The organism is Planotetraspora sp. GP83 (assembly GCF_041262585.1).
Taxonomy (GTDB): Bacteria; Actinomycetota; Actinomycetes; order Streptosporangiales; family Streptosporangiaceae; genus JAOEGB01.
This window is the reverse complement of the sequence record NZ_JBGCBZ010000011.1, coordinates 66,937-85,582: the sequence shown is the minus strand read 5'-3', so window position 1 is coordinate 85,582 and position 18,646 is coordinate 66,937. Positions and strand designations below refer to the sequence as shown.

General features: G+C 70.3%; 16 protein-coding genes, 1 tRNA gene and 1 pseudogene. 11 read left to right on the top strand and 7 right to left on the bottom strand.

What is annotated here, in order from left to right; translation table 11 throughout:
- Positions 1 to 217 precede the first annotated feature (217 nt).
- Entirely contained in the window at positions 218 to 1,144 is a 927-nt protein-coding gene (locus ABH927_RS17310) for an SGNH/GDSL hydrolase family protein (RefSeq protein ID WP_370022688.1), read from the bottom strand.
- 185 nt (positions 1,145 to 1,329) lie between these two features.
- On the opposite strand from ABH927_RS17310, the gene ABH927_RS17305 reads away from it, so the two are divergent.
- Positions 1,330 to 3,363, top strand: coding sequence for an AAA family ATPase (locus ABH927_RS17305; RefSeq protein ID WP_370022686.1), 2,034 nt, complete (start codon positions 1,330 to 1,332; stop codon positions 3,361 to 3,363).
- 55 nt (positions 3,364 to 3,418) lie between these two features.
- A pseudogene (locus ABH927_RS17300) lies at positions 3,419 to 4,210 on the top strand (MBL fold metallo-hydrolase).
- Positions 4,211 to 4,247: 37 nt separating this feature from the next.
- Here the strand turns inward: ABH927_RS17300 and ABH927_RS17295 are convergent.
- Positions 4,248 to 4,508 carry a hypothetical protein gene (locus tag ABH927_RS17295; RefSeq protein WP_370022683.1) on the bottom strand — a complete coding sequence of 87 codons (261 nt, stop codon included), beginning with the start codon at positions 4,506 to 4,508 and terminating at the stop codon, positions 4,248 to 4,250.
- A gap of 19 nt (positions 4,509 to 4,527) precedes the next feature.
- On the opposite strand from ABH927_RS17295, the gene ABH927_RS17290 reads away from it, so the two are divergent.
- Entirely contained in the window at positions 4,528 to 4,920 is a 393-nt protein-coding gene (locus tag ABH927_RS17290) for a TetR-like C-terminal domain-containing protein (RefSeq protein WP_370022681.1), read from the top strand.
- 24 nt (positions 4,921 to 4,944) lie between these two features.
- Here ABH927_RS17290 and ABH927_RS17285 read toward each other — a convergent pair whose 3' ends face one another.
- Positions 4,945 to 6,960, bottom strand: coding sequence for a BTAD domain-containing putative transcriptional regulator (locus ABH927_RS17285; protein ID WP_370022951.1), 2,016 nt, complete (start codon positions 6,958 to 6,960; stop codon positions 4,945 to 4,947).
- 136 nt (positions 6,961 to 7,096) lie between these two features.
- On the opposite strand from ABH927_RS17285, the gene ABH927_RS17280 reads away from it, so the two are divergent.
- From ABH927_RS17280 to ABH927_RS17250, 7 genes are all read left to right on the top strand, one after another.
- Complete coding sequence (locus ABH927_RS17280) at positions 7,097 to 7,975, top strand: alpha/beta fold hydrolase (RefSeq protein WP_370022679.1); 879 nt, start codon at positions 7,097 to 7,099, stop codon at positions 7,973 to 7,975.
- 139 nt (positions 7,976 to 8,114) lie between these two features.
- On the top strand, positions 8,115 to 9,083 hold the full coding sequence (locus ABH927_RS17275; protein WP_370022678.1) for a zinc-binding dehydrogenase: 969 nt from the start codon (positions 8,115 to 8,117) through the stop codon (positions 9,081 to 9,083).
- A 160-nt stretch (positions 9,084 to 9,243) separates the two neighbouring features.
- Positions 9,244 to 10,665: an FAD-dependent oxidoreductase gene (locus ABH927_RS17270; RefSeq protein WP_370022676.1), complete on the top strand. Its 1,422-nt coding sequence runs from the start codon at positions 9,244 to 9,246 to the stop codon at positions 10,663 to 10,665.
- A gap of 76 nt (positions 10,666 to 10,741) precedes the next feature.
- Complete coding sequence (locus ABH927_RS17265) at positions 10,742 to 11,173, top strand: branched-chain amino acid ABC transporter permease (protein ID WP_370022675.1); 432 nt, start codon at positions 10,742 to 10,744, stop codon at positions 11,171 to 11,173.
- Between the two features lie 443 nt (positions 11,174 to 11,616).
- A complete protein-coding gene (locus ABH927_RS17260; RefSeq protein ID WP_370022673.1) occupies positions 11,617 to 12,573 on the top strand; it encodes a D-alanine--D-alanine ligase family protein in 957 nt (318 codons plus the stop codon).
- Positions 12,570 to 13,964 (top strand): UDP-N-acetylmuramoyl-tripeptide--D-alanyl-D-alanine ligase, encoded by a 1,395-nt coding sequence (murF, locus tag ABH927_RS17255; RefSeq protein ID WP_370022671.1) that lies wholly within the window; start codon positions 12,570 to 12,572, stop codon positions 13,962 to 13,964. Before ABH927_RS17260 ends, murF begins: the two co-directional genes overlap by 4 nt.
- A gap of 11 nt (positions 13,965 to 13,975) precedes the next feature.
- Positions 13,976 to 14,692 (top strand): aspartate/glutamate racemase family protein, encoded by a 717-nt coding sequence (locus tag ABH927_RS17250; protein WP_370022669.1) that lies wholly within the window; start codon positions 13,976 to 13,978, stop codon positions 14,690 to 14,692.
- Here the strand turns inward: ABH927_RS17250 and ABH927_RS17245 are convergent.
- Both ABH927_RS17245 and ABH927_RS17240 read right to left on the bottom strand, forming a co-directional pair.
- On the bottom strand, positions 14,689 to 14,895 hold the full coding sequence (locus tag ABH927_RS17245) for a hypothetical protein (protein WP_370022667.1): 207 nt from the start codon (positions 14,893 to 14,895) through the stop codon (positions 14,689 to 14,691). The genes ABH927_RS17250 and ABH927_RS17245 overlap by 4 nt on opposite strands.
- 74 nt (positions 14,896 to 14,969) lie before the next feature.
- Positions 14,970 to 16,034, bottom strand: coding sequence for an integrase core domain-containing protein (locus ABH927_RS17240; RefSeq protein WP_370022665.1), 1,065 nt, complete (start codon positions 16,032 to 16,034; stop codon positions 14,970 to 14,972).
- A gap of 357 nt (positions 16,035 to 16,391) precedes the next feature.
- Between ABH927_RS17240 and ABH927_RS17235 the strand changes: the two genes are divergently transcribed.
- Positions 16,392 to 16,850, top strand: a complete 459-nt coding sequence (locus ABH927_RS17235) for an ISAs1 family transposase (RefSeq protein WP_370022663.1) — start codon at positions 16,392 to 16,394, stop codon at positions 16,848 to 16,850.
- Between the two features lie 293 nt (positions 16,851 to 17,143).
- On the opposite strand, the gene ABH927_RS17230 is transcribed toward ABH927_RS17235, so the two are convergent.
- Both ABH927_RS17230 and ABH927_RS17225 read right to left on the bottom strand, forming a co-directional pair.
- Positions 17,144 to 17,218: transfer RNA gene (locus ABH927_RS17230), tRNA-Lys, on the bottom strand.
- Positions 17,219 to 17,421: 203 nt separating this feature from the next.
- Entirely contained in the window at positions 17,422 to 18,579 is a 1,158-nt protein-coding gene (locus tag ABH927_RS17225) for an acyl-CoA dehydrogenase family protein (protein ID WP_370022661.1), read from the bottom strand.
- Between the last annotated feature and the right edge of the window lie 67 nt (positions 18,580 to 18,646).

Below are 18,646 nucleotides of genomic sequence, written 5' to 3'. Positions count from 1 at the left end.
GACGAGCAAAGAGATAGCGGTTCTCGGACGACCTGCCCCACACCCCGCTGAACGGGGGAGCTGAGGACAGTCCAGGCTCAGCGCCCGCGAGCTGTACGGCACGAGCGCCGCTTACTCGCACGCGCGATGACGGCTGCCGGCCCACGTCGTCGCCGCCGGGAGCCTACGGAGCGACGACGGGGAGCCTACGGGGCGACGACTGGGGCTTCCGGCGGGGTCAGCCGTCGAGCTTGTCCAGCGCCTGCTTGGTGTACCACGCCATGCCGAAGTTCCCCCGGACGTTCGGGTGGGCGGACATGGGAGCGAGGTCGCCGCTGGGTCCCTTCGCGGTGAACAGCGGTTCTATCACGCGCCGCGTCCTGTCCTGGCACATGTCGTATCCGATGGTCGGCGTGTAGGTGTCGACGTAGACGGCGCTGGCCTTGCGCGCCTGCTCGGCGAGCGCCCGGTTGAGCCGCACGGTGATGTTGCGCAGGTAGGAGAAGTCCCCGTCGGCGAACGGCACCTGGGGCGAGCGGCACCCCTTGCCGCTGTCCGGCAGCAGCGACGGATAGCCGACCAGCGCGACCGTGGCCTTGGGGCTCTTCCGCCTGATGTCGGTCACCACGGAGGCGATCCGCGGCTTGAGCGCCTGGATGCGGGTGAGGATCTGGTCCGTGCCGTTCTTCTGGAAGTGGTCGCGGCAGGGGTCGCCGGTCGGCTGCTGGAACGCGAGAGTGACGCAGGTGGTGACGATGTCCCTGAAGCCGATGTCGTTGCCACCGATGGTGAGCGTGACAAGGGTGGTGTCCGGCTTCAGTGCCTGGATTTGGGGCGGCTGGCCGTTCTCCGCACTCCGGATGCCCCGGGTGGTGGCGGCGCTGCAGGTGACGTTCGTGAAGCTCTGCGACTTGGCCAGGCTGCGCAGGGAGATCGGGTAGCTGCTGGCCTCGGAACGGTCGCAGGCCGCGTTCCCCAGTGGCGCGATGCCGTAACCGGAGGCGTAGGAGTCGCCGAGGGCGACGTATCGCGCGCCGTTCACGCCGGCCCCGGCGGCTGCGGCGGTTCCCTGCCCTGCGGTGGCGAGCACGGCGCAGGCGCTCAGCACGGCGGTCGCCGTCGCGGTCGCGCGCCGGACGGGTCGCGGGCGGGTATGGCGGGACATGAAGCCTCCATCGGGGAGAAGAGAGATGACAGGAGGTCCAGACCTCCGCGCCGCACCTTCGTGGCGTGAACTGTTCATTCGACAGCGCGTTTCATGTCCGTTCGCTGATCGTTTCCGGGCTTCGGTGAAGACTTCCGCTACGTCGTTGTCCGCTTGTCAGAACGCGCGAAAGGTACAGTTGGCGCATGCGCCTGGAAAACGATCTGGACTTCCCGATGCTGGGACGGCGTCTGCAGGCCGCGTGGGAACGAGCTTTCGTCGGGCGGGAAGAAGAGCTCGGCGTCTTCAGGTCGGCGCTTCGGGGCGCGTGCAGCGTGCTCTACGTGCACGGTCCGGGCGGGGTCGGCAAGTCCGCGCTGCTGCGGCGCTTCGAGCAGGAGGCGGCGGCCGGGGGACGGCCCGTGACGATGCTGGACGGGCGCACGCTGGATCCGACGCCAGCGGCGTGCGAGGCCGAGGCCGGCTGGGTGCTGGACGACGAGCGCGGGGTCCTCATGATCGACACCTTCGAGCGTGTTCAGGGTTTGGAGGGCTGGCTGCGCGAGCGGTTCCTGCCGCGCGTGCCTGTCGGCGCGCTGGTCGTCGTGGCCGGGCGCGTCCCCCCGGACATGACGTGGAGGGCCGACCCGGGCTGGGCGGACGCGCTCCAGGTGATGTCGCTGCGCGACCTCGGGCCGGCGGACGCCGTGGCGCTGCTGGACGCTTGCGGTGTGGCCGTCGAGATGCGGGGGCCGCTGCTGGACTTCGCCGGCGGCCATCCCCTCGCGCTGTCGCTGGGCGCCGCGGTGGCGATCAAGGACCGCCAGGCCAGCTCGCGCTGGACGCCCACGCAGGACGTGGTCGCCACCCTGCTCGATCAGCTCGTCGGCGAGGTGCCCAGTCCGGCGCACCGGCACGCGCTGGAAATCTGCGCGCACGCGTACATGACCACCGAGGACCTGCTGCGCGATGTCCTGCCGGACGACGCCGCGTCCCTGTTCGCCTGGCTGCGGCGGCTACCGTTCGTCGAATCCAGCTCCCGCGGCCTGTTCCCGCACGACGTCGTACGCGAGGTGCTCGAGGCCGACCTACGCTGGCGCGACCCACAGGGATACGCCGACATGCACCAGCGCATCAGCGGCTACCTCGCCGACCGGATCCCCGTCGCTAGCGACGCCTGCGTGCTCGGGGCCGTCGGCTCGCTGTTCTACCTGCACCGTGCTGTCGGATCGACGTCGGAGTTCCACAGCTGGCGAGGGGACGGCGAGGTATACGAGGACGCCTTCCGCCCCGAGGACACACCGGCCCTGGTGCGCATGGCCACCGAGGTGGAGAACGACGAGTCGGCGGCCGCCGTCGCCTTCTGGACCCGCCGTCAGCCTGGGGCGTTCCGCCTCTACCGGCGGACGGAGACCGGCGAGCTGGCGGGCTTCTGCTCCTGGCTGCGGCTGCACGAACCGTCCGAGGAGGAGTCGGCGGTCGACCCGATCGTCGCGACGGCCTGGGCCAACGCCCGCGCCATCGCGCCGCTGCGTCCCGGCGAGCACCTGGCCGTCGGCCGTACGTGGGTGCGTGAGGAATACGGCGGCATGTCACCGGTGATGGACCTGATGCAGTGGCGGGCCGTGGGGTACTGCCTGGGCGCCGACCGTATGGCCTGGTCGTTCATGGCCATGCGCAGCGACGACCCCATGCGTGAGTATCTGCGGCACTACGACATGCGTGACCTCGGAGAGCACGCGTGGCTGGGAGAGACCGAGTACGCGCTGTTCGCCCACGACTGGCGCGCGGTGCCCGCGCAGGCCTGGCTGGACCGGCTCGACCGGCTGCTGCTCGCCGGCACGGAGGAGACCTCAGCCGCGCCCGCGCCCAGACTGGCGGTGCTGTCGCAGGGGGAGTTCACCGAGGCCGTACGCAAGGCCCTGCGCAACCTGTCCCGGCCCGCCGAACTGGCCGCCAGCCCCCTCACGCGCAGCAGGATCGTCACCGACGACGCCGGCTCCGACCCCGCCAAGGCCCTGCGCAGGATCCTGGAGCAGGCCATCGACGGCGTGAGCGAGGACCCGCGCGCGGCCAAGCTCCACCGGGCCCTCGCCACTACGTACCTCCACGGGGCCCCGACCCAGGAGATCGCCGCCGAGCGCCTCGGGCTGCCCTTCACGACCTACCGCCGTCACCTGGTCAGCGGCATCGAGCGGGTCTGCCAGAATCTCTGGCACCGGGAGATCTACGGCAGGTGATTCACCGGTCGTGTCACCTGCCGAGGGAGTCGGCCGGGCGCATGGAGTTGTGATCGTGGGGGAGCATGCCGAAGCGGCAGGGCTGCGCGAGGTCGTCGCCGGGGTCTTCGCCTGGCTGCAGCCGGACGGGACCTGGTGGGTGAACAACGCCGGAGCGGTGGCGGGCGACGACGGCGTACTGATCGTCGATACGTGCGCGACAGAGCGGCGTACCCGCCGGTTTCTGCGGGCGGTCGCCGAGGCGACCGGCGACGCCCCCTGTGCGGATGGCGGTGAACACTCACCAGCACGGGATCACACCTACGGCAACAGCCTGTTACCGGAGCAGACGGTGATCTTCTGGCACGAAGCGATGCGGGACGCGCTGCTGGCCGATCGGCTCACCGACGGGTGCCCGCCTATCTGGGCTCCGGTGCCCGATTGGGGAGACGTGACGCGCCGAGTCCCGTCCGTGGTTTTCCGATCGGGGCTGACGCTTCACTCTGGCACGCGTCGGGTCGAAGTGCGGCACCCCGGGTATGCCGCGCACACCGCCGGGGACGTGGTGGCGTGGCTTCCTGAGGAGCGCGTGCTGTTCGTCGGCGACCTGCTGTTCAACGGGCTCACGCCGCTGGTGCTGATGGGGTCGCTCGAAGGGGCGTTGAAGTCGCTGAACTGGCTGGCGGGTTTCGAGGCCGAGCACATCGTGCCGGGGCACGGGCCACTCGCCGACTGGGCGGACGCCGAACGCCTGGTGCTCAACCTGCACCGCGCCTACGCCGACGCGGCAGGCGGCGAGGTGGATCTCATCGCCGCCTTCGGCGACGCCATGACCTGGAACAGCGGGCCATTACCGACGTCCGTCTGAATATGCGGCGGCCCCGCGCGCAGGAGGTGAAGCGGGGTCAGTGCGAGACGGCCTGTCGGACCGCGGGGACGGGTGACAGCCGGTGGACGTCCCCATAGGTGATCACGCGCCCGGCGGTGGGCGGCGGAAAGTGGGTCCCCAACACGAGGGTCCCCGTGTCGGCCAGTGAGGTGAGCAGCGAGCGGCGCGTGGCCTCGGCCTGGTCAGGGTCGATGTCGGCACAGCTGGTGATGGCGGGATGGGTCATCTCACGGTGCCCCTGGTGGCCGCCCGCGCCGGAGTCACCCCCGTCCACCATCTACCGCCGCTGGGGTGACTTGCAGGAGCTGCTGTCGGATGTGGCTGTCGAGCGCCTGCGGCCCGAGGCGTCGCCGGAGGACTGGGGGGACCTGGGGTCCGATCTCGAGGCCTGGGCCGAGCAGTTCCTCGAGGAGATGGCCTCTGCCTCGGGCCGTGCCTACATCCGTGACGCGCTGCTCGGCGACCCGGACGGCAGAAACGCGGGCCAGTGCTCGGCCTACGCGGCCGAGCAGATCGACGTCATCCTGGCCCGTGCGGCCGATCGCGGGCAGAGTCCGCCCGATGTCGAGACGGTCATCGACCACGTCGTCGCACCCATGATGTACCGGATCCTCTTCCGCCCGGACAGGCTTGACGGCGCGTACGCGCACCAGCTCGTGGCAAGGCTCCTCGGCGCGGCAGGCCAGTAACAGAAACAGGTCGACCGGTAACGCCTACCGATCGCCGGTGGCCGGGGACGCCGAGGGGTGGAGTGCGGTGGTGATCGCGGCGAGCCAGCGGTCCACGGGGCCAAGGCTGATCAGCCCGCTGCCCGCGCCGGCGAGTTCGCCCGCGGCCGGCAGCAGGCGGGCGCGTACCCGTTCCAGCACGGCCCGGTCCCGGAGCTCCAGGGCGGCCGCGGCCTGCAGGCAGCACAGCGCCTCGTACATGAGGTCCGCGGGCGGCTCCGGCAGAGCGTGCAGCGCCGCCTGGCTCTCGGCGTGGCGGCCCGCGCGCAGCAGGACGAAGGGTTCGGCCCAGGGACGGTACGGGCCCCAGTCCGCGTCCGGGTCGACGACCTCGGCGGCCTCCTGCGCGGAGGAGGCGCCGTCTGCCAGGCGGAGGCACAGCCGGGTGAGCGGCAGCAGACCATGCTCCATGCCGGGCATGCCGGCACCCTCCAGCCGCGCGGCGGCCTCCTGGTAGGCGGCCTCGGCCTGCGCGAGCTGCCCGGAGGCGGCGGCCAAGCGCAGCGCGCCGTACCACTGGGTGAAGACGCCCACCAGCGGTCGTTCGTGGCGCTTGGCCAGCAGGTCCGCGGCGGCGGCGTGCTCGTCGGCCCCCGAGAAGTCGGCCAGCGCGCTGCGCGCCTGCAGCCGGATCAGATGCCCGAGCACCTCGAAGGTCACCAGGCCGTGCCGGGCGGCTAGCGCGACCAGCTCCGCGCCGATCGCGTCGCGCCGCGACGCGAGGCCCGCCCGGGTGCAGGACTGCATGAACATCCCATTGAGGGCGAACGCCAGCAGCGCGGGATCGTCCAGCCGACGGGCGATCTCCCCGGCCTCGCGTGCGGCCTGCGGCCCGCGCGGGGAGCGGGTGCCGCGCATCTCCAGCGCGATCGTGGCGAGCAGGCGGCACCGCGCGGCGTCATTCGACGGGGCACGCGGCAGGGCGGCCAGGGCGCGCTCGGCGGCGGCGACGATCCTCTCCGCCTGCGGCGGGTCGTCGCCGCGGGTCCAGATCGCGGGCACGTCATAGGCGCCGATCACCCGGGCGGTCAGGTCCGGATCGCCGAACTCCTCCGCCGCGGCGATGGCCGCCAAGCGGTGCTCCCGGGCCGCCTCCAGGCCGCCGCTCCCCGTCACCGCGAGGTTCCTGAGCAGGCCGACCGCCGACTCCATCCGGGCCCGGGCGCCGGTGGCCGTGCGGTGGTAGGCCGCGGTCGCCTGCGTCCACACCCGGGCCGCCGCGGTCTCCGGCCCGTCCGGCGGGTCCAGACGCGGGTCTTGGGCGAGGATCTCCGCTTCCAGGCGGCGCAGCTTCGGGCCCGGGTCCAGCCCCAGATGGTCGGCCAGAGTAGCCCGGGCCCGGCGCAGCACCGCCAGTGCGTCCCCCTGGCGGCCCCCCTGGTACAGGGCGAGCGCCAGCAGTCGCCAGGCGTCCTCGCGCCAGGGGTGCTCCGCCAGGTGCGCGTCGAGGTCGGGCACCGCCTCGTCGGCCATGCCGAGGGCCAGCCGGGCGTCCGCCTGCCGCTCCACTGCCTGCAGCCGCAGCTCGGCCAGGCGGGAGCGCTCGCCGCGGGCCCACTCCTCCTGGGCGAACTCGGCGTAGGCCGGGCCGCGCCACGACCCCAGCGCCTCATCGAGGCGCTCCAGCGCCTGCCCGGGCGGCAGCTTCGCGGCGACGCCGACGGCCGCCTCGAACCGCCAGGCGTCCACTGCCTCCGGCTCGGCGCGCAGCGCGTACCCGGGGCCCTCCGTGACCAGTAGACGGGCCGGGGCCCGGGGCGGGCGATCCGGCTCCAGGACGCGGCGCAGCGCGGCGACGAATGTCTGCACGGCCCCAACGGCGCCTTCCGGCGGCTCGTCCCACAGCTCCGCTACCAGGCGGGCCACCGGGACCACACGGCGGCGGGCCACGATCAGCCGAGCCAGCACCGCCCGGTGCCGCGGCCCCTTCAACGCCAGCAGGCCACCGGCGCCGTCCCAGGCCACCACCGGCCCGAGTACACCAAAGGTGACCCGCTCCATCCGCTCCATCCTCACCTCCCGCGCTCTCCTCTAGCCGCCACGGTACGCGCTGACCGGATGCTGATTCGCGTCCGGCAGGCTCGACGATGTCCACCGATCGGCGGGCGTCTCCGGCAACCGATGGGAGCAACACCCCATGGCACCGACCATCTCCGGCTTCGACTACCACCGCGTCCCGGTCGCCGAGGGCGTGTCCCTGAACGCGGCCGTCGGCGGCTCGGGCACCCCGATCGTGCTGCTGCACGGCTTCCCCCAGACCCACCTGATGTGGCGGCACGTCGCCGCCGACCTCGCGGCCGACCACACCGTGATCTGTCCCGACCTGCGCGGTTACGGCGTCAGTGACAAGCCGGCCGAGACCGGTCCGGAGACCTACGCCAAGCGCACGATGGCCGCGGACATCGTCGCCTTGGCCCGCGCGCTGGGGCACGAGCGCTTCGCGCTGGCCGGGCACGACCGCGGCGCCCTGGTCACCATCCGCGCCGGACTCGACCACCCCGAGACGATCACTCACCTGGCCAGCCTGGACGTGCTCCCCACCCTGGACATGTGGGAGGTGCTCCACGGTGTCACCGCCGCCGTCGGGTTCCACCTCTTCCTGATGGCCCAGCCCCCGGGCCTGCCCGAGCAGATGATCGCCGCCAGCCCGGACGCCTTCTTCGGCCACTTCCTCGACATCTGGACCAACGACCCGCAGGCCATCCCCGCCGACGTCCGCGCCGCCTACCTGGAGGCCTGCCGCGACGCGGTGCCCTCGATCGTGGCCGACTACCGCGCCTCCGCCGGCATCGACGTCGCCCACGACCAGGCCGACCGGGACGCCGGCAACCGGCTACGTATGCCGGTCACCGTGCTCCAGCAGGACTGGGGCGCCGCCCTCGGCTTCGACGCGGCAGCCCTGTGGAGCGCCTGGGCGCCGGACCTGCGGCACACCACCGTCAGCCACGGCCACTTCATGGCCGAAGAGGCCCCCCAGCAGATCACCGCGGAGCTTCGCGAACTCCTGAGCCGCTGACACGAAAGTACTCGGCAGGCCGCCCGCCACCGGGCGTCCCAGGTGACTGGCCAGGAAATGGCCACTATCTGGGCTTCCGGACGGACAGCCCACTTCTGGACATTTAATTCCTTTCAAACAAACAAAAGGAGAGACATAGATGCGTGCCGTGTGGTTGAGAGAGTTCGGTGGGCCCGAGGTGCTGGTGGCCGAGGAGACTCCGGATCCGGTGCCGGGTGAGGGACAGGTTCTCGTCGAGGCGGCGGCCATCGGCATCACGTACATAGAGACGCTGGTGCGCTCCGGTTCGGCGCCCATGCCACTGCCTGCGCTGCCGGTCATTCAGGGCAATGGCGTGGCGGGTACGGTCGTGGCGGTGGGGCCGGACGCCGACCCCGCGCTGGTGGGGCGGCGGGTTGCCACCACGACCGGGGGGTCGGGCGGCTATGCGGAGAAGGTCGCGGTGAACGCGGCCATGGTGATCCCGATCCCGGACGGGCTCGGCTTCGAGGACGCGGTCGGCCTGCTCAACGACGGACGCACGGCACTGGGCATCGCCCGCGCCGTCGCGCCGAAGCCGGGGGAGTGGGTGCTGATCGGGGCTGCGGGCGGCGGCGTCGGCAGCCTGCTGATCCAGATCGCCAAGCGGGCCGGCGCGCGCGTGGTGGCGACCGCGAGCTCCGCACCCAAGCTCGCCCTCGCCGCCGAGCGGGGCGCCGACGTCGCGATCGACTACACCTTGCCCGGCTGGGAGGACCGCGTACGGGAGGCGACCGGCGATAAGGGAGTGGACGTCGCGTGTGAGGCGATCGGCGGCGCGATCGGGCGCGGCAGCTTCGAGCTGGTCGCGCCGGGCGGCCGGTTCATCGCGTTCGGCGCGGGCAGCGGGACGATGACCCAGGTCGCCGAGGAGGAGGCGGCTTCGCGGGGCGTCACCCTGGTGCCGATGGGGGCGGTGTTCCCCTCGCTCGCCGCCATGCACGAGATGTCGGTGCAGGCGCTGGCCGACGGCGCCGCGGGACGACTGCGACCGGCCATCGGCCAGACGTTCCCGCTGGAGCGCGCCGCCGACGCCCACGCCGCCATCGCCGCGCGGACAGCACTCGGCAAGACCCTGCTGATCCCGTGAAATGGCGCGAGGCGGTCACTGATGCCGCGGACGATCAGTTCGACGCCCGTAACACGTTGAATTGTGCGGCTGTTCCCCCGCCTTATCAGGCGACGGATGGCTGGAAAGTGGACACCGCCTGGCCTGGTAAACGGGCGGTTACCGGCGGGATCGTGATCAAATGACCATGAACGTTATCGTTATAGGAGCCGGGCCGACCGGACTCGCCACCGCGATGCTGCTCGCCGGGCGGGGCCATCGGGTCACCGTACTGGAGCGCGATCCCGCCGAGGTGCCCTCGACAGGCCAGGAGGCGTGGACGTCCTGGAAGCGGCCGGGGGTGAGCCAGTTCCATCTGCCCCATGTGATGATGCCTCGCGCACTGGCCCTGCTGGCGCTGGAGCTGCCCGAGGTGGTCGCCGAGATGGACGCGGCGGGCGGCAGGCGGCACAACATGCTCGGCGGAGCATGGAGCGTGCCTGCCGTGGGGGGCAGGCTCGCTGGGGACGAGCGTTACGAGACGATGGCCGCCCGCCGGCCGGTCCTGGAGTTCGCGCTGGCCACCGTCACCGCACGCACCGCTGGGGTCACCGTCCGGCGGGGCGACGGCGTCGCACGGCTTGTTTCCGGCAGTGAACGGCTGCCCGGCGTGCCGCACGTCGCCGGGGTCGAGACCCGCGACGGCGAGGTGCTTCACGCCGACCTGATCGTGGACGCGAGCGGCCGGAATTCGCAGATCCCCAGGATGCTCGCCGACCTCGGCCCGATCCGCGACACCGAGGAGCGGGCCGAGGCCGGGTTCATCTACTACGCCCGGCACTACTGCGACAGCGGCCAAGGGCTGCCGGAAGCGGTGCACTGGCCCCTCATCCACCAGGAGACCGTCACCGCGGGCACCCTCCCCGGCGACAACGGCACCTGGTCCCTGATCCTTGTGGCCTCCAGCCGCGACCGCGATCTGCGGGCCCTGCGCGAGGTGGACGCCTGGGACCGCGCGATCGAGCTCTTCCCGGAGTTCACCCACTGGGCGCGGCACGGCGAGCCGATCACCGGCGTGCAGGTCATGTCGGCCGGGCACGCCAGGCGGCGCGACCTGGTCGCCGACGGGCTCCCCGTCGTGACGGGTCTGCTCGCCCTGGGCGACGCCTGGGCGACGACGAACACCACGTTCGGGCTGGGGCTGTCGATGGGCCTGGTGCAGGGCGCTCTGCTGCGGGAGGCGATCGACACAGTGGACGCGGGCGACCCCGTCAAGCTGGCCTTGGTCTTCGCTGAGGCGCTGGAGACCACAGCCGCGCCCTACTACCGGGCGCTGCGCGACTGGGACGCCCACCGGCTCGCCGAGATCGACGCCGCGCTCCGCGGCGAGCAGTACGAAACCGGCGACCCGGCCTGGCACGTCATCAGGGCTCTCGATGCGGCCAAGCTCTCCCACCCCGACCTGCTGCGGGCCCTCGCCGACGTGGGCTCGATGCTGGAGCCTGCCGAGCAGGTCCTGGCCCGGCCCGGCCTCATCGACCTGATCATGACCCTGGGTGCCGAAGCCTCCCGCTACCCCGCACCCGGCATCTTCCGCCGCAAGCTGCTGACCGCCATCAGCTGACGGTCGGCTTCGCCGCGGGCGCACTTCACGCGTCGGCGTGCGCTACCGGAGCGGTCAGTTCGAGGCGAAGTGACCTGTGGCGACCCTGGCCCAGCAGATCGTCAACGGCCTTGTGCTCGGCGCGCTGATCGGACTCATCGCGCTCGGCTACACCATGGTCTACGGCATCGTCCAGCTGATCAACTTCGCGCACGGTGAGGTGTTTATGGTGGGGGCGTTCGGCGCCCACTTCGCCTACGTGTACCTGCTGCCCGAAGGAGTGCCGTGGTACGTGGCGCTTCCGATGCTGTGCGTCGCGGCGGTCACCGTGTCCGTGACCGTCGCGGTTCTGATGAAGCGGCTGGCCTACCGGCCGTTGCGCGACGCGCACAGGCTGGCACCGCTGATCACGGCCCTCGGAGTGTCGATCCTGCTGCAGGAGGTGGTCCGGGTCTTCTACCCGGGTGCCACCGCGCCGCTGCCGTGCCCCCGCCCTTCGTCGACTCCTGGCTCGTCCTGGGGTCGGTGATCGTCCTGTGGACCGGCGTGCTGGCCGTGGTCGTCTCACCGCTCCTGGCCGCGGCGCCATGCTCGGCGCCTTCTACATCGGCCTCGTGAAGTCCCTGGCCGGGCAGTACGCCTGGGGAGGAGCCCAGTACGACTACGTCTGGGTCTTCGTGCTGCGTCTCCTCGGGCGGGGTGAGCCAGGGCGGTTCCAGCATCACCCAGCAGTACGTCTAGCAGGTGCTGCTCATGCTCCCGCACGGCGCAGCCGCACCAGTGCTCGACGAGTAAGCGGCTTGACGGCGACGACCCCGATCGGCAAGTGGACAGCAAATGGCATGGGAACTGATCAGCCGATGAGTCGACGCTCGAAGACACGTTGACAGAACACGCGGGCCGGCCCGGACATCGCCGTCGTGCTGACCGGCGGCGCCGTCCCCCACGGCAAGAGAGAAAGGCTGATTGATCGTGACCCAACGCCTGCGGGTGGCCGTGCTGGCAGGCGGGCCGTCCGCCGAGCACGAGGTGTCCTTGCAATCGGCGCAGGCGGTCCTCAACGCCCTGCCGAGGGACCTGTACGAGCCCATCGCCATCATCATCGACAGGCAGGGCAGGTGGCCGGTGGAGCTGCGCCGCGACCTGGCCGACGTGGTCTTCCCCGTGCTGCACGGGCCGTTCGGCGAGGACGGCGTCCTGCAGGGGCACCTGGAGACGCTGGGCATCCCCTACGTGGGCTGCGGCGTCCTCGCCTCGGCCGTGGCCATGGACAAGGTGGCGATGCGACGCGCCTTCCTGGCCGAGAACATTCCCGTCACGCCGCACGTGTGGTTCACCGAGCACGAATGGCGCACCACGACCGATCTCTGGAGCGTGGTGAAGTCGCTCGACTGGCCGATGTACGTCAAACCGGCCAACATGGGCTCCTCCATCGGCATCTCCCGGGTCACCTCCATGGAGGAGCTTCGCGCGGGCGTCGAGCTGGCGTTCACCCACGACCGGGTGGTCATCGTCGAGCAAGGCGTGAACGCGCGCGAGCTCATCTGCGGCGTGCTCGGCGGCTACGACGACCCGCTGGCTTCGGTGCCCGGCGAGCTCAATGTGCGCGGCGCGTGGCTCGACTACGAGGCCAAGTACCTCAGCCGGGCGGACATCGCCACCATCCCGGCTGCGCTGCCGGAACGGGTGGCCGAGGACGCGCGCGAGCTGGCCCTGCGCGCCTTCCGCGCGATCGGCGGCTACGGCCTGTCCCGCGTCGACTTCCTCTACGAGCAGGACACGGGACGTCTGTACGTGCTGGAGATCAACACCATGCCCGGCTTCACCCCGCGTTCGGTCTATGCCAAGTCCTGGGCGGCGAGCGGCGTGCCCTACCGCGACCTGCTGCGACGCCTCATCGACCTGGCGTTCGCGAGGAGTGGCTCATGATCCCCATGAAGCTGAGCGAGATCGCGCGGTTTCTCGAAGCCGGCCTGCATGACGTCCAGGACCCGGACGCGCTGGTGACGGCGCCCTCGGCCGTCGACTCCCGCGAGGTCGTGCCGGGCGGCCTGTTCGCCGCCACGGCCGGCGCCCGCGTCGACGGCCACGACTACGCGGCCAAGGCGGTCGCCGGCGGCGCCGTCGCCGTGCTGGCCTCCCGTCCCGTGGGCGTGCCCGCCCTCGTGGTCGAGGACGTCCAGCTGGCGCTCGGCCGGCTGGCCAGGTGCGTGCTCGGCCACATCAGCCCGACCGTGATCGCCCTGACCGGCTCCGTGGGCAAGACCACGACCAAGGACCTGCTGGCCCAGGTGCTCGAACGGCACGCGCCGACGATCGCCACCGACAGGTCGTTCAACAACGAGCTCGGGTTGCCGCTCACCGTCCTGCGTGCCGATGCCGCGACCAGATATCTGGTTCTGGAGATGGGCGCCGGACGCAAGGGGGACCTGACCTATCTCACCCGGATCGCTCCGCCGCAGGTCGGCGTGGTCCTCAACGTCGGCGCCGCACACGTGGCGCGCATGGGAGGCGGCCTGGCAGACGTGGCCGCCGCCAAGGGGGAGCTGGTGGAGGCGCTGCCCGCCGACGGGTTCGCGCTGCTCAACGCCGACGACTCGTACGTGGTGGGCATGATAGGGCGCACCCGAGCCCAGATCGTCATGTACGGCAGGTCCGCCGGGGCGCACGTGCGCGCCGACGACGTGCGGATGGACGACCGGGCGCGGGCTTCGTTCGAGCTGCTGACGCCCACCGGCTGCGCCCGGGTGAAGCTGGACCTCATCGGCGAGCACCAGGTGAGCAACGCCCTGGCCGCCGCGGCCGCCGCCGTCACTCGGGGCCTTTCCGCGGACGAGATCGCTAGCGGGCTGAACGCGGCCAGGCGCCGCTCCGCGGGCCGGTTGGAGATTCTCGAACGCCCCGACGGCGTCACCATCGTGAACGACGCCTACAACGCCAACCCCGAATCCATGCGGGCCGGGCTGCGGGCGTTGAAGGCGCTGGCCGGCGCCCGCCGTACCGTCGCCGTGCTCGGCGCGATGGGGCAGCAGGCGGACGCCTCGCGCTCCCGGCACGTGGAGGTGGGCCGGCTCGTGGCCGAGCTCGGCGTGGACGTGCTGATCGCGGTCGGTCCCGGCGATCCCGTCGCGATGGCGCAGGAGGCGGAGTCCTCGAACCTGGGCGTCGCCGTCGTCACGGTCGAGGACGTGACCGGGGCTGTCAGCCTGGCCGCCGAGCTGCTCGAACCGGGGGACGTGGTGCTGGTCAAGGCGTCCAGCGAGATCGGGCTCAGCGCCTGCGCACGCGAGCTGGCACAGGCGACGGTACCTGAACGATGAAACGGAGTCTCATGCGTACTATCGGTCTGATCGGCGGGCTGAGCTGGGAGTCGACTGTCATCTACTACCAGATCATCAACCAGCGGGTGCGTGAGCGGCTGGGTGGCAGCCATTCCGCCAACAGCCTCATCTGGTCGGTCGATTACACGACGGTCGAAGACCTCATATTCGCCGACCGCTGGGGCGAGGTGAGCTCGCTGCTCGTCGACGCCGGCAGGAAATTAGAGGAATCCGGTGCCGACGTCCTGCTCATCTGCAGCAACACCTTCAACCGGGTGGCCGATGAGGTTACGCGGGCCGCGAATGTCCCCGTGCTCCACATCGCGGACGCCGTGGGCGCCGAGGTGCGCGCCAGGGAAATGCGCAAGGTCGGCCTGCTGGGGACTCGCTTCACGATGGAGGAGTCCTTTTATCGAGACAGGCTGGCCGCGCACGGCTTGGACGTCGTCGTGCCGGAGCGTGAGCAGCGCGAGCTGATCCACGATGTGATCTTCGAGGAGCTGGTGCGCGGAGTTTTGAAGAAATCCTCCAGGGACGCCTACGCGCGGATCATCGCCGAACTGACGACAGAGGGCGTCGAAGGCGTCATTCTCGGCTGCACCGAAATCGAGCTCCTGATCAGTGAGCAGGACATCGGTATCCCGCTCTTCCCGAGCGCTCGGCTGCATGCGGAAGCGGCGGCCAGCTTCGCCCTCGCTCCGGCCGCCGGTTCCAGGGGGCCGTCCTAGCCCGCGAGAGCGGCCAGGAGGTCGGGACGGGAAGGGCCGTGGCAAGAGAAGCGGGCGGCGCCGCCGCCCAGGGTGGTGATGCGCTCGACGATGCCGGGCGCGGCCAGTGCCTCCTGCGGGGTGGCGAGCATGAGGGCGATGTCGGCCACGGCACGCGTCACATCGCCGTCGAGCAGCTTGGCCGCGTCCATCGCCTTGCTCAACGCCCAGGTCCCCAGGTCGTGTCGTCGGTCTGGTACGGCCTGCCGATCCTGTGGGTGCTGATTATCGTGTCACCTCATGCGACCTGGGAGTATTCATGTAGGAGGCCGCCGAGCCGGTCTCGTCGGGTTACCGTGATGTCGGCGTCGATGGGGTCCGGTAGTGCCCGCAGTGGGCTGGCTTGGTTCAGCGCGCGGTGCGGCCTGTGCTCGTTGAAATAGGTCTCGTAGTTGGCGAGGACCGTGCGCAGGTGCGCGGCGTTCATGATGAGGATCCGGTCGAGGATCTCGCGGCGTACGCTGCCCACCCAACGTTCCATGATCGCGTTCATTTGAGGAGCTTGCGGAGCGGTGAGCAGCACGCGGATGCCTTCGGTCTTGAACACTTCGTCGAAGGGCGCGGTGAACTTGCGGTCTCGGTCTCTGATCAAGAATCGGAAGTCGGCGGTTCGATCACCCAGGTCGAGCATCAGGTTGCGGGCCTGCTGGGCGACCCAGTTGGCGGTCGGGTTCGCCGTGACCCCCAGTATGTGGACACGGCGGGTGGCGTGCTCGATGACGGCGAAGCAGTACAACCGGGCGAGTGTGATCGTCTCGACATGGAAGAAGTCGGCGGCCAGGATTCCCGAGGCCTGGGCTTTGAGGAACTGGGCCCAGGTCGGGTCGCTGCGCTGGGGTGCCGGATCGAATCCGGCTTTCTTGAGGATCGCCCACACGGTGGCCGGGGAGACCTTCCGGCCCAGGCTGGCGATCTCACCGGCGATGCGCCGGTACCCCCAGGTCGGATTCTCGGCAGCCAACCGCAGTATCAGGGTCTGGATCGTGGGCCGGGTCGGTGGTCGTCCCGGTCCGCGCTTGGGGTAGGTCCAACGTTGCGTCACCAGGTCGGCGTGCCAGTGCAGGAGCGTCCGCGGTGTGACGAACAGATGCTGTCGGCGGCTTCGGGGGAGTAGTCGCGCAAGCGCGGACAAGATCGCCCGGTCGGCCCACGATGGCCGGGGAGTGGCGACCTGGCGGCGGAGTACAGCGAGCTGATGGCGCAGTACGAGGATCTCCACGTCCTTCGACGTCTGTGATCGGGCGAGCAGCGCGATCCAGCCGAACACCCTCAAGACGATCAAGTACAGCAGCCGCAGAGCCATCCTGCAATCCTGCCGGAGCCGAGCTACCGAGTAGGGAAAAACCCCAGATCAAACCCTGTGAAACGATTGTCGGCACCCACACCGTACGTTGTCCGGGGTCTGCTCAGGCTCGCCAAGGTGGGACCACGAGTTGAAGGCGTAGCCATTCTCCCTGCGGGGCATTCGCGCCACTTGATAGGTCAGCTTCCGCCAAGCGATCGGTGACTCGGTTGTCACCACGGCCAGGTCGCCCCACCACTCCAAGTTCTTGGGGAGCCGGACGCCGATCGCCCATCTTGCGTGATGGGCGGCGTGTTCTTTCCCGTCGTCCCAAGAGGCTCGCAGGTCCATTCCGCAGGGGCATTGCCATGGCGCCAGGTGGACATCCATCACCGCAGCAGTGACCGTGCTCACGGCCGTGAGGAACGACGCGCGCTGAAGGTGGTCAGTGTGAAAGCCGGGCTGCTGTTCCCCCACGCTGTTCAGGCGATCCAGGTCAAACGCCAAGTTCGAGGCATCGCCGCAGGACGTAAGTGGCGGACCGTCACCGTCTACGCCATCACCAGCCTGCCCGTCTTCCAGGCCGGCCCCGCCGATCTGGCCACCTGGATCCGCGGCCACTGGACCATCGAGAACAAGCTGCACTGGGTCCGCGACGTCACCTACGGCGAGGACCACTCCCAAGTCCGCACCGGCAACGCACCCCGCGCCATGGCCACCCTGCGCAATCTCGCGATCAGTGCTCTGCGCCTGACCGGCGTCGACAACATCGCCAAAGCCATCCGCCACCTCGCCCGAGATGCCACACGACCCCTGGCCATTCTCGGGATCACCTGATCAAACGAAGCTCAACCGACTTTGCCGAGGCCCTGGTATCAGGGTAGCCCTTGAACTTGGGGCTATCCCTGCATGGCTCGCTGGTGTGATCGCGCGCCATCGAGATGTCGTACCAGCCTACGGATTATTCGTCCGCTGGTTCTCGCGGTTCTGGGAGGAGTCCGTTCCTGAAGTCCGCTGGTTGGGTGCCAGGCGGGCGACACGCGAGCAAACAACGAGCCAACATCCGAGATCAACTTCTCGTCGCAAGGTAGCCTCTGGTCGAGAAATCGCAGGTCAGCGGTGGTGTGGAGTGGTGGGGCGCCAGGGACTCGAACCCTGAACCTACGGATTAAAAGTCCGCAGCTCTGCCATTGAGCTAGCACCCCTTGCTAGATGCAGGGTACAGAGACTACCGCGCCTTCGGCGACGCACTTCGACGCGATCACGATATCCGGGCGACGGAACCCGTGTGCCTGACACCGGCCTCGGGACCCGTACCCGACACCGCATTCCCGGAGATCCCACCCACCAACCGCGTCGCGACCCGAACCCTCTCAGCAAGCCGCCTCACCGAAGACCAGACGCCGCGTCATCGGTACGCGGGAAGGCCGGTGAGGGCTTCGCCGAGCACCAAGGTGTGGATCTCCTGGGTGCCCTCGTACGTCAGCACGGACTCCAGGTTGTTCATGTGCCGGATTACCGGATATTCCAGCGTCACGCCGTTCGCCCCGAGCACAGAACGGGCCTGGCGGGCGATGTCCAGAGCCGCCCGCACGTTGGCCAGCTTGCCGAAGCTGACCTGCCGCGGTTGCAGCGTGCCGGCGTCCTTCAACCGCCCCAGATGCAGGGCGGTCAACCCGGCCTGTCCGAGAGAGACGGCCATCCAGGCCAGCTTCTCCTGCGTGAGCTGGAACGCGCCGATCGGCTTGCCGAACTGGACGCGGGTCGTGGCGTACTCCACAGCGGCCTCCAGGCACGCGCGGGCCGCGCCGACGACCCCCCAGACGATCCCGAACCGCGCCTCGGAAAGGCATGAAAGCGGCCCCTTCAGACCGGTCACACCCGGCAGTACGGCTGACGCGGGCAGCCGTACGTCGTCGAAATAGAGCGAGGAGGTGACGGACGCCCGGAGGGACATCTTCCGGTGGATCTCCGGCGCCGAGAACCCGGGCGTCGACGTCGGGACGACGAAGCCGCGGATGCCCGAGTCGGTATGCGCCCACACCACGGCCACGTCGGCGATGGAGCCGTTGGTGATCCACATCTTGGCGCCGTTGAGGATCCAGTCGCCGGAGGGGTCCTGCTTGGCGGTGGTGCGCATGCCGGCCGGGTCGGAGCCGTGGTCGGGCTCGGTCAGGCCGAAGCATCCGATCGCGTCGCCGGCGGCCATCGCGGGCAGCCACTCCTCCTTCTGCTCGTCCGAGCCGTACTTCCAGATCGGGAACATGGCGAGCGATCCCTGCACGGACACGAACGACCGCAGTCCCGAGTCGCCGGCCTCAAGCTCCCGGCAGGCCACGCCGTACGAGATGGCGTCGAGCCCGGCGCAGCCGTACCCGTCGAGGTGCATGCCGAGCACGCCGAGTGAGCCGAGCGCGGGAGCGAGCTCACGGGCGGGGAAGACGCCCTCCTCGAACCAGTCGCCCACGCGGGGGAGGACCTGGCGGGAGACGAAGTCCCTGACGGCGTCCCTGACCATCCGCTGTTCGCCGGTGAGCTGGTCGTCGAGGTTGAGGAGGTCGTCCATGAAGGTCAGCGTATAGGGGCCCGCTCCGGGTCCGACCAGGGGGAATCCCGATGTGCCGAGGGCCGCG

Bases quoted from the DNA above. Each gene is read 5' to 3' on its own strand.
- ABH927_RS17310 (WP_370022688.1), bottom strand. From the start codon at position 1,144: ATGTCCCGCCATACCCGCCCGCGACCCGTCCGGCGCGCGACCGCGACG.
- ABH927_RS17295 (WP_370022683.1), bottom strand. From the start codon at position 4,508: ATGGTGGACGGGGGTGACTCCGGCGCGGGCGGCCACCAGGGGCACCGT.
- ABH927_RS17285 (WP_370022951.1), bottom strand. From the start codon at position 6,960: ATGGAGCGGGTCACCTTTGGTGTACTCGGGCCGGTGGTGGCCTGGGAC.
- ABH927_RS17275 (WP_370022678.1), top strand. From the start codon at position 8,115: ATGCGTGCCGTGTGGTTGAGAGAGTTCGGTGGGCCCGAGGTGCTGGTG.
- ABH927_RS17270 (WP_370022676.1), top strand. From the start codon at position 9,244: ATGACCATGAACGTTATCGTTATAGGAGCCGGGCCGACCGGACTCGCC.
- ABH927_RS17305 (WP_370022686.1), top strand. From the start codon at position 1,330: ATGCGCCTGGAAAACGATCTGGACTTCCCGATGCTGGGACGGCGTCTG.
- ABH927_RS17280 (WP_370022679.1), top strand. From the start codon at position 7,097: ATGGCACCGACCATCTCCGGCTTCGACTACCACCGCGTCCCGGTCGCC.
- murF (WP_370022671.1), top strand. From the start codon at position 12,570: ATGATCCCCATGAAGCTGAGCGAGATCGCGCGGTTTCTCGAAGCCGGC.
- ABH927_RS17225 (WP_370022661.1), bottom strand. From the start codon at position 18,579: ATGGACGACCTCCTCAACCTCGACGACCAGCTCACCGGCGAACAGCGG.
- ABH927_RS17250 (WP_370022669.1), top strand. From the start codon at position 13,976: ATGCGTACTATCGGTCTGATCGGCGGGCTGAGCTGGGAGTCGACTGTC.
- ABH927_RS17240 (WP_370022665.1), bottom strand. From the start codon at position 16,034: ATGGCTCTGCGGCTGCTGTACTTGATCGTCTTGAGGGTGTTCGGCTGG.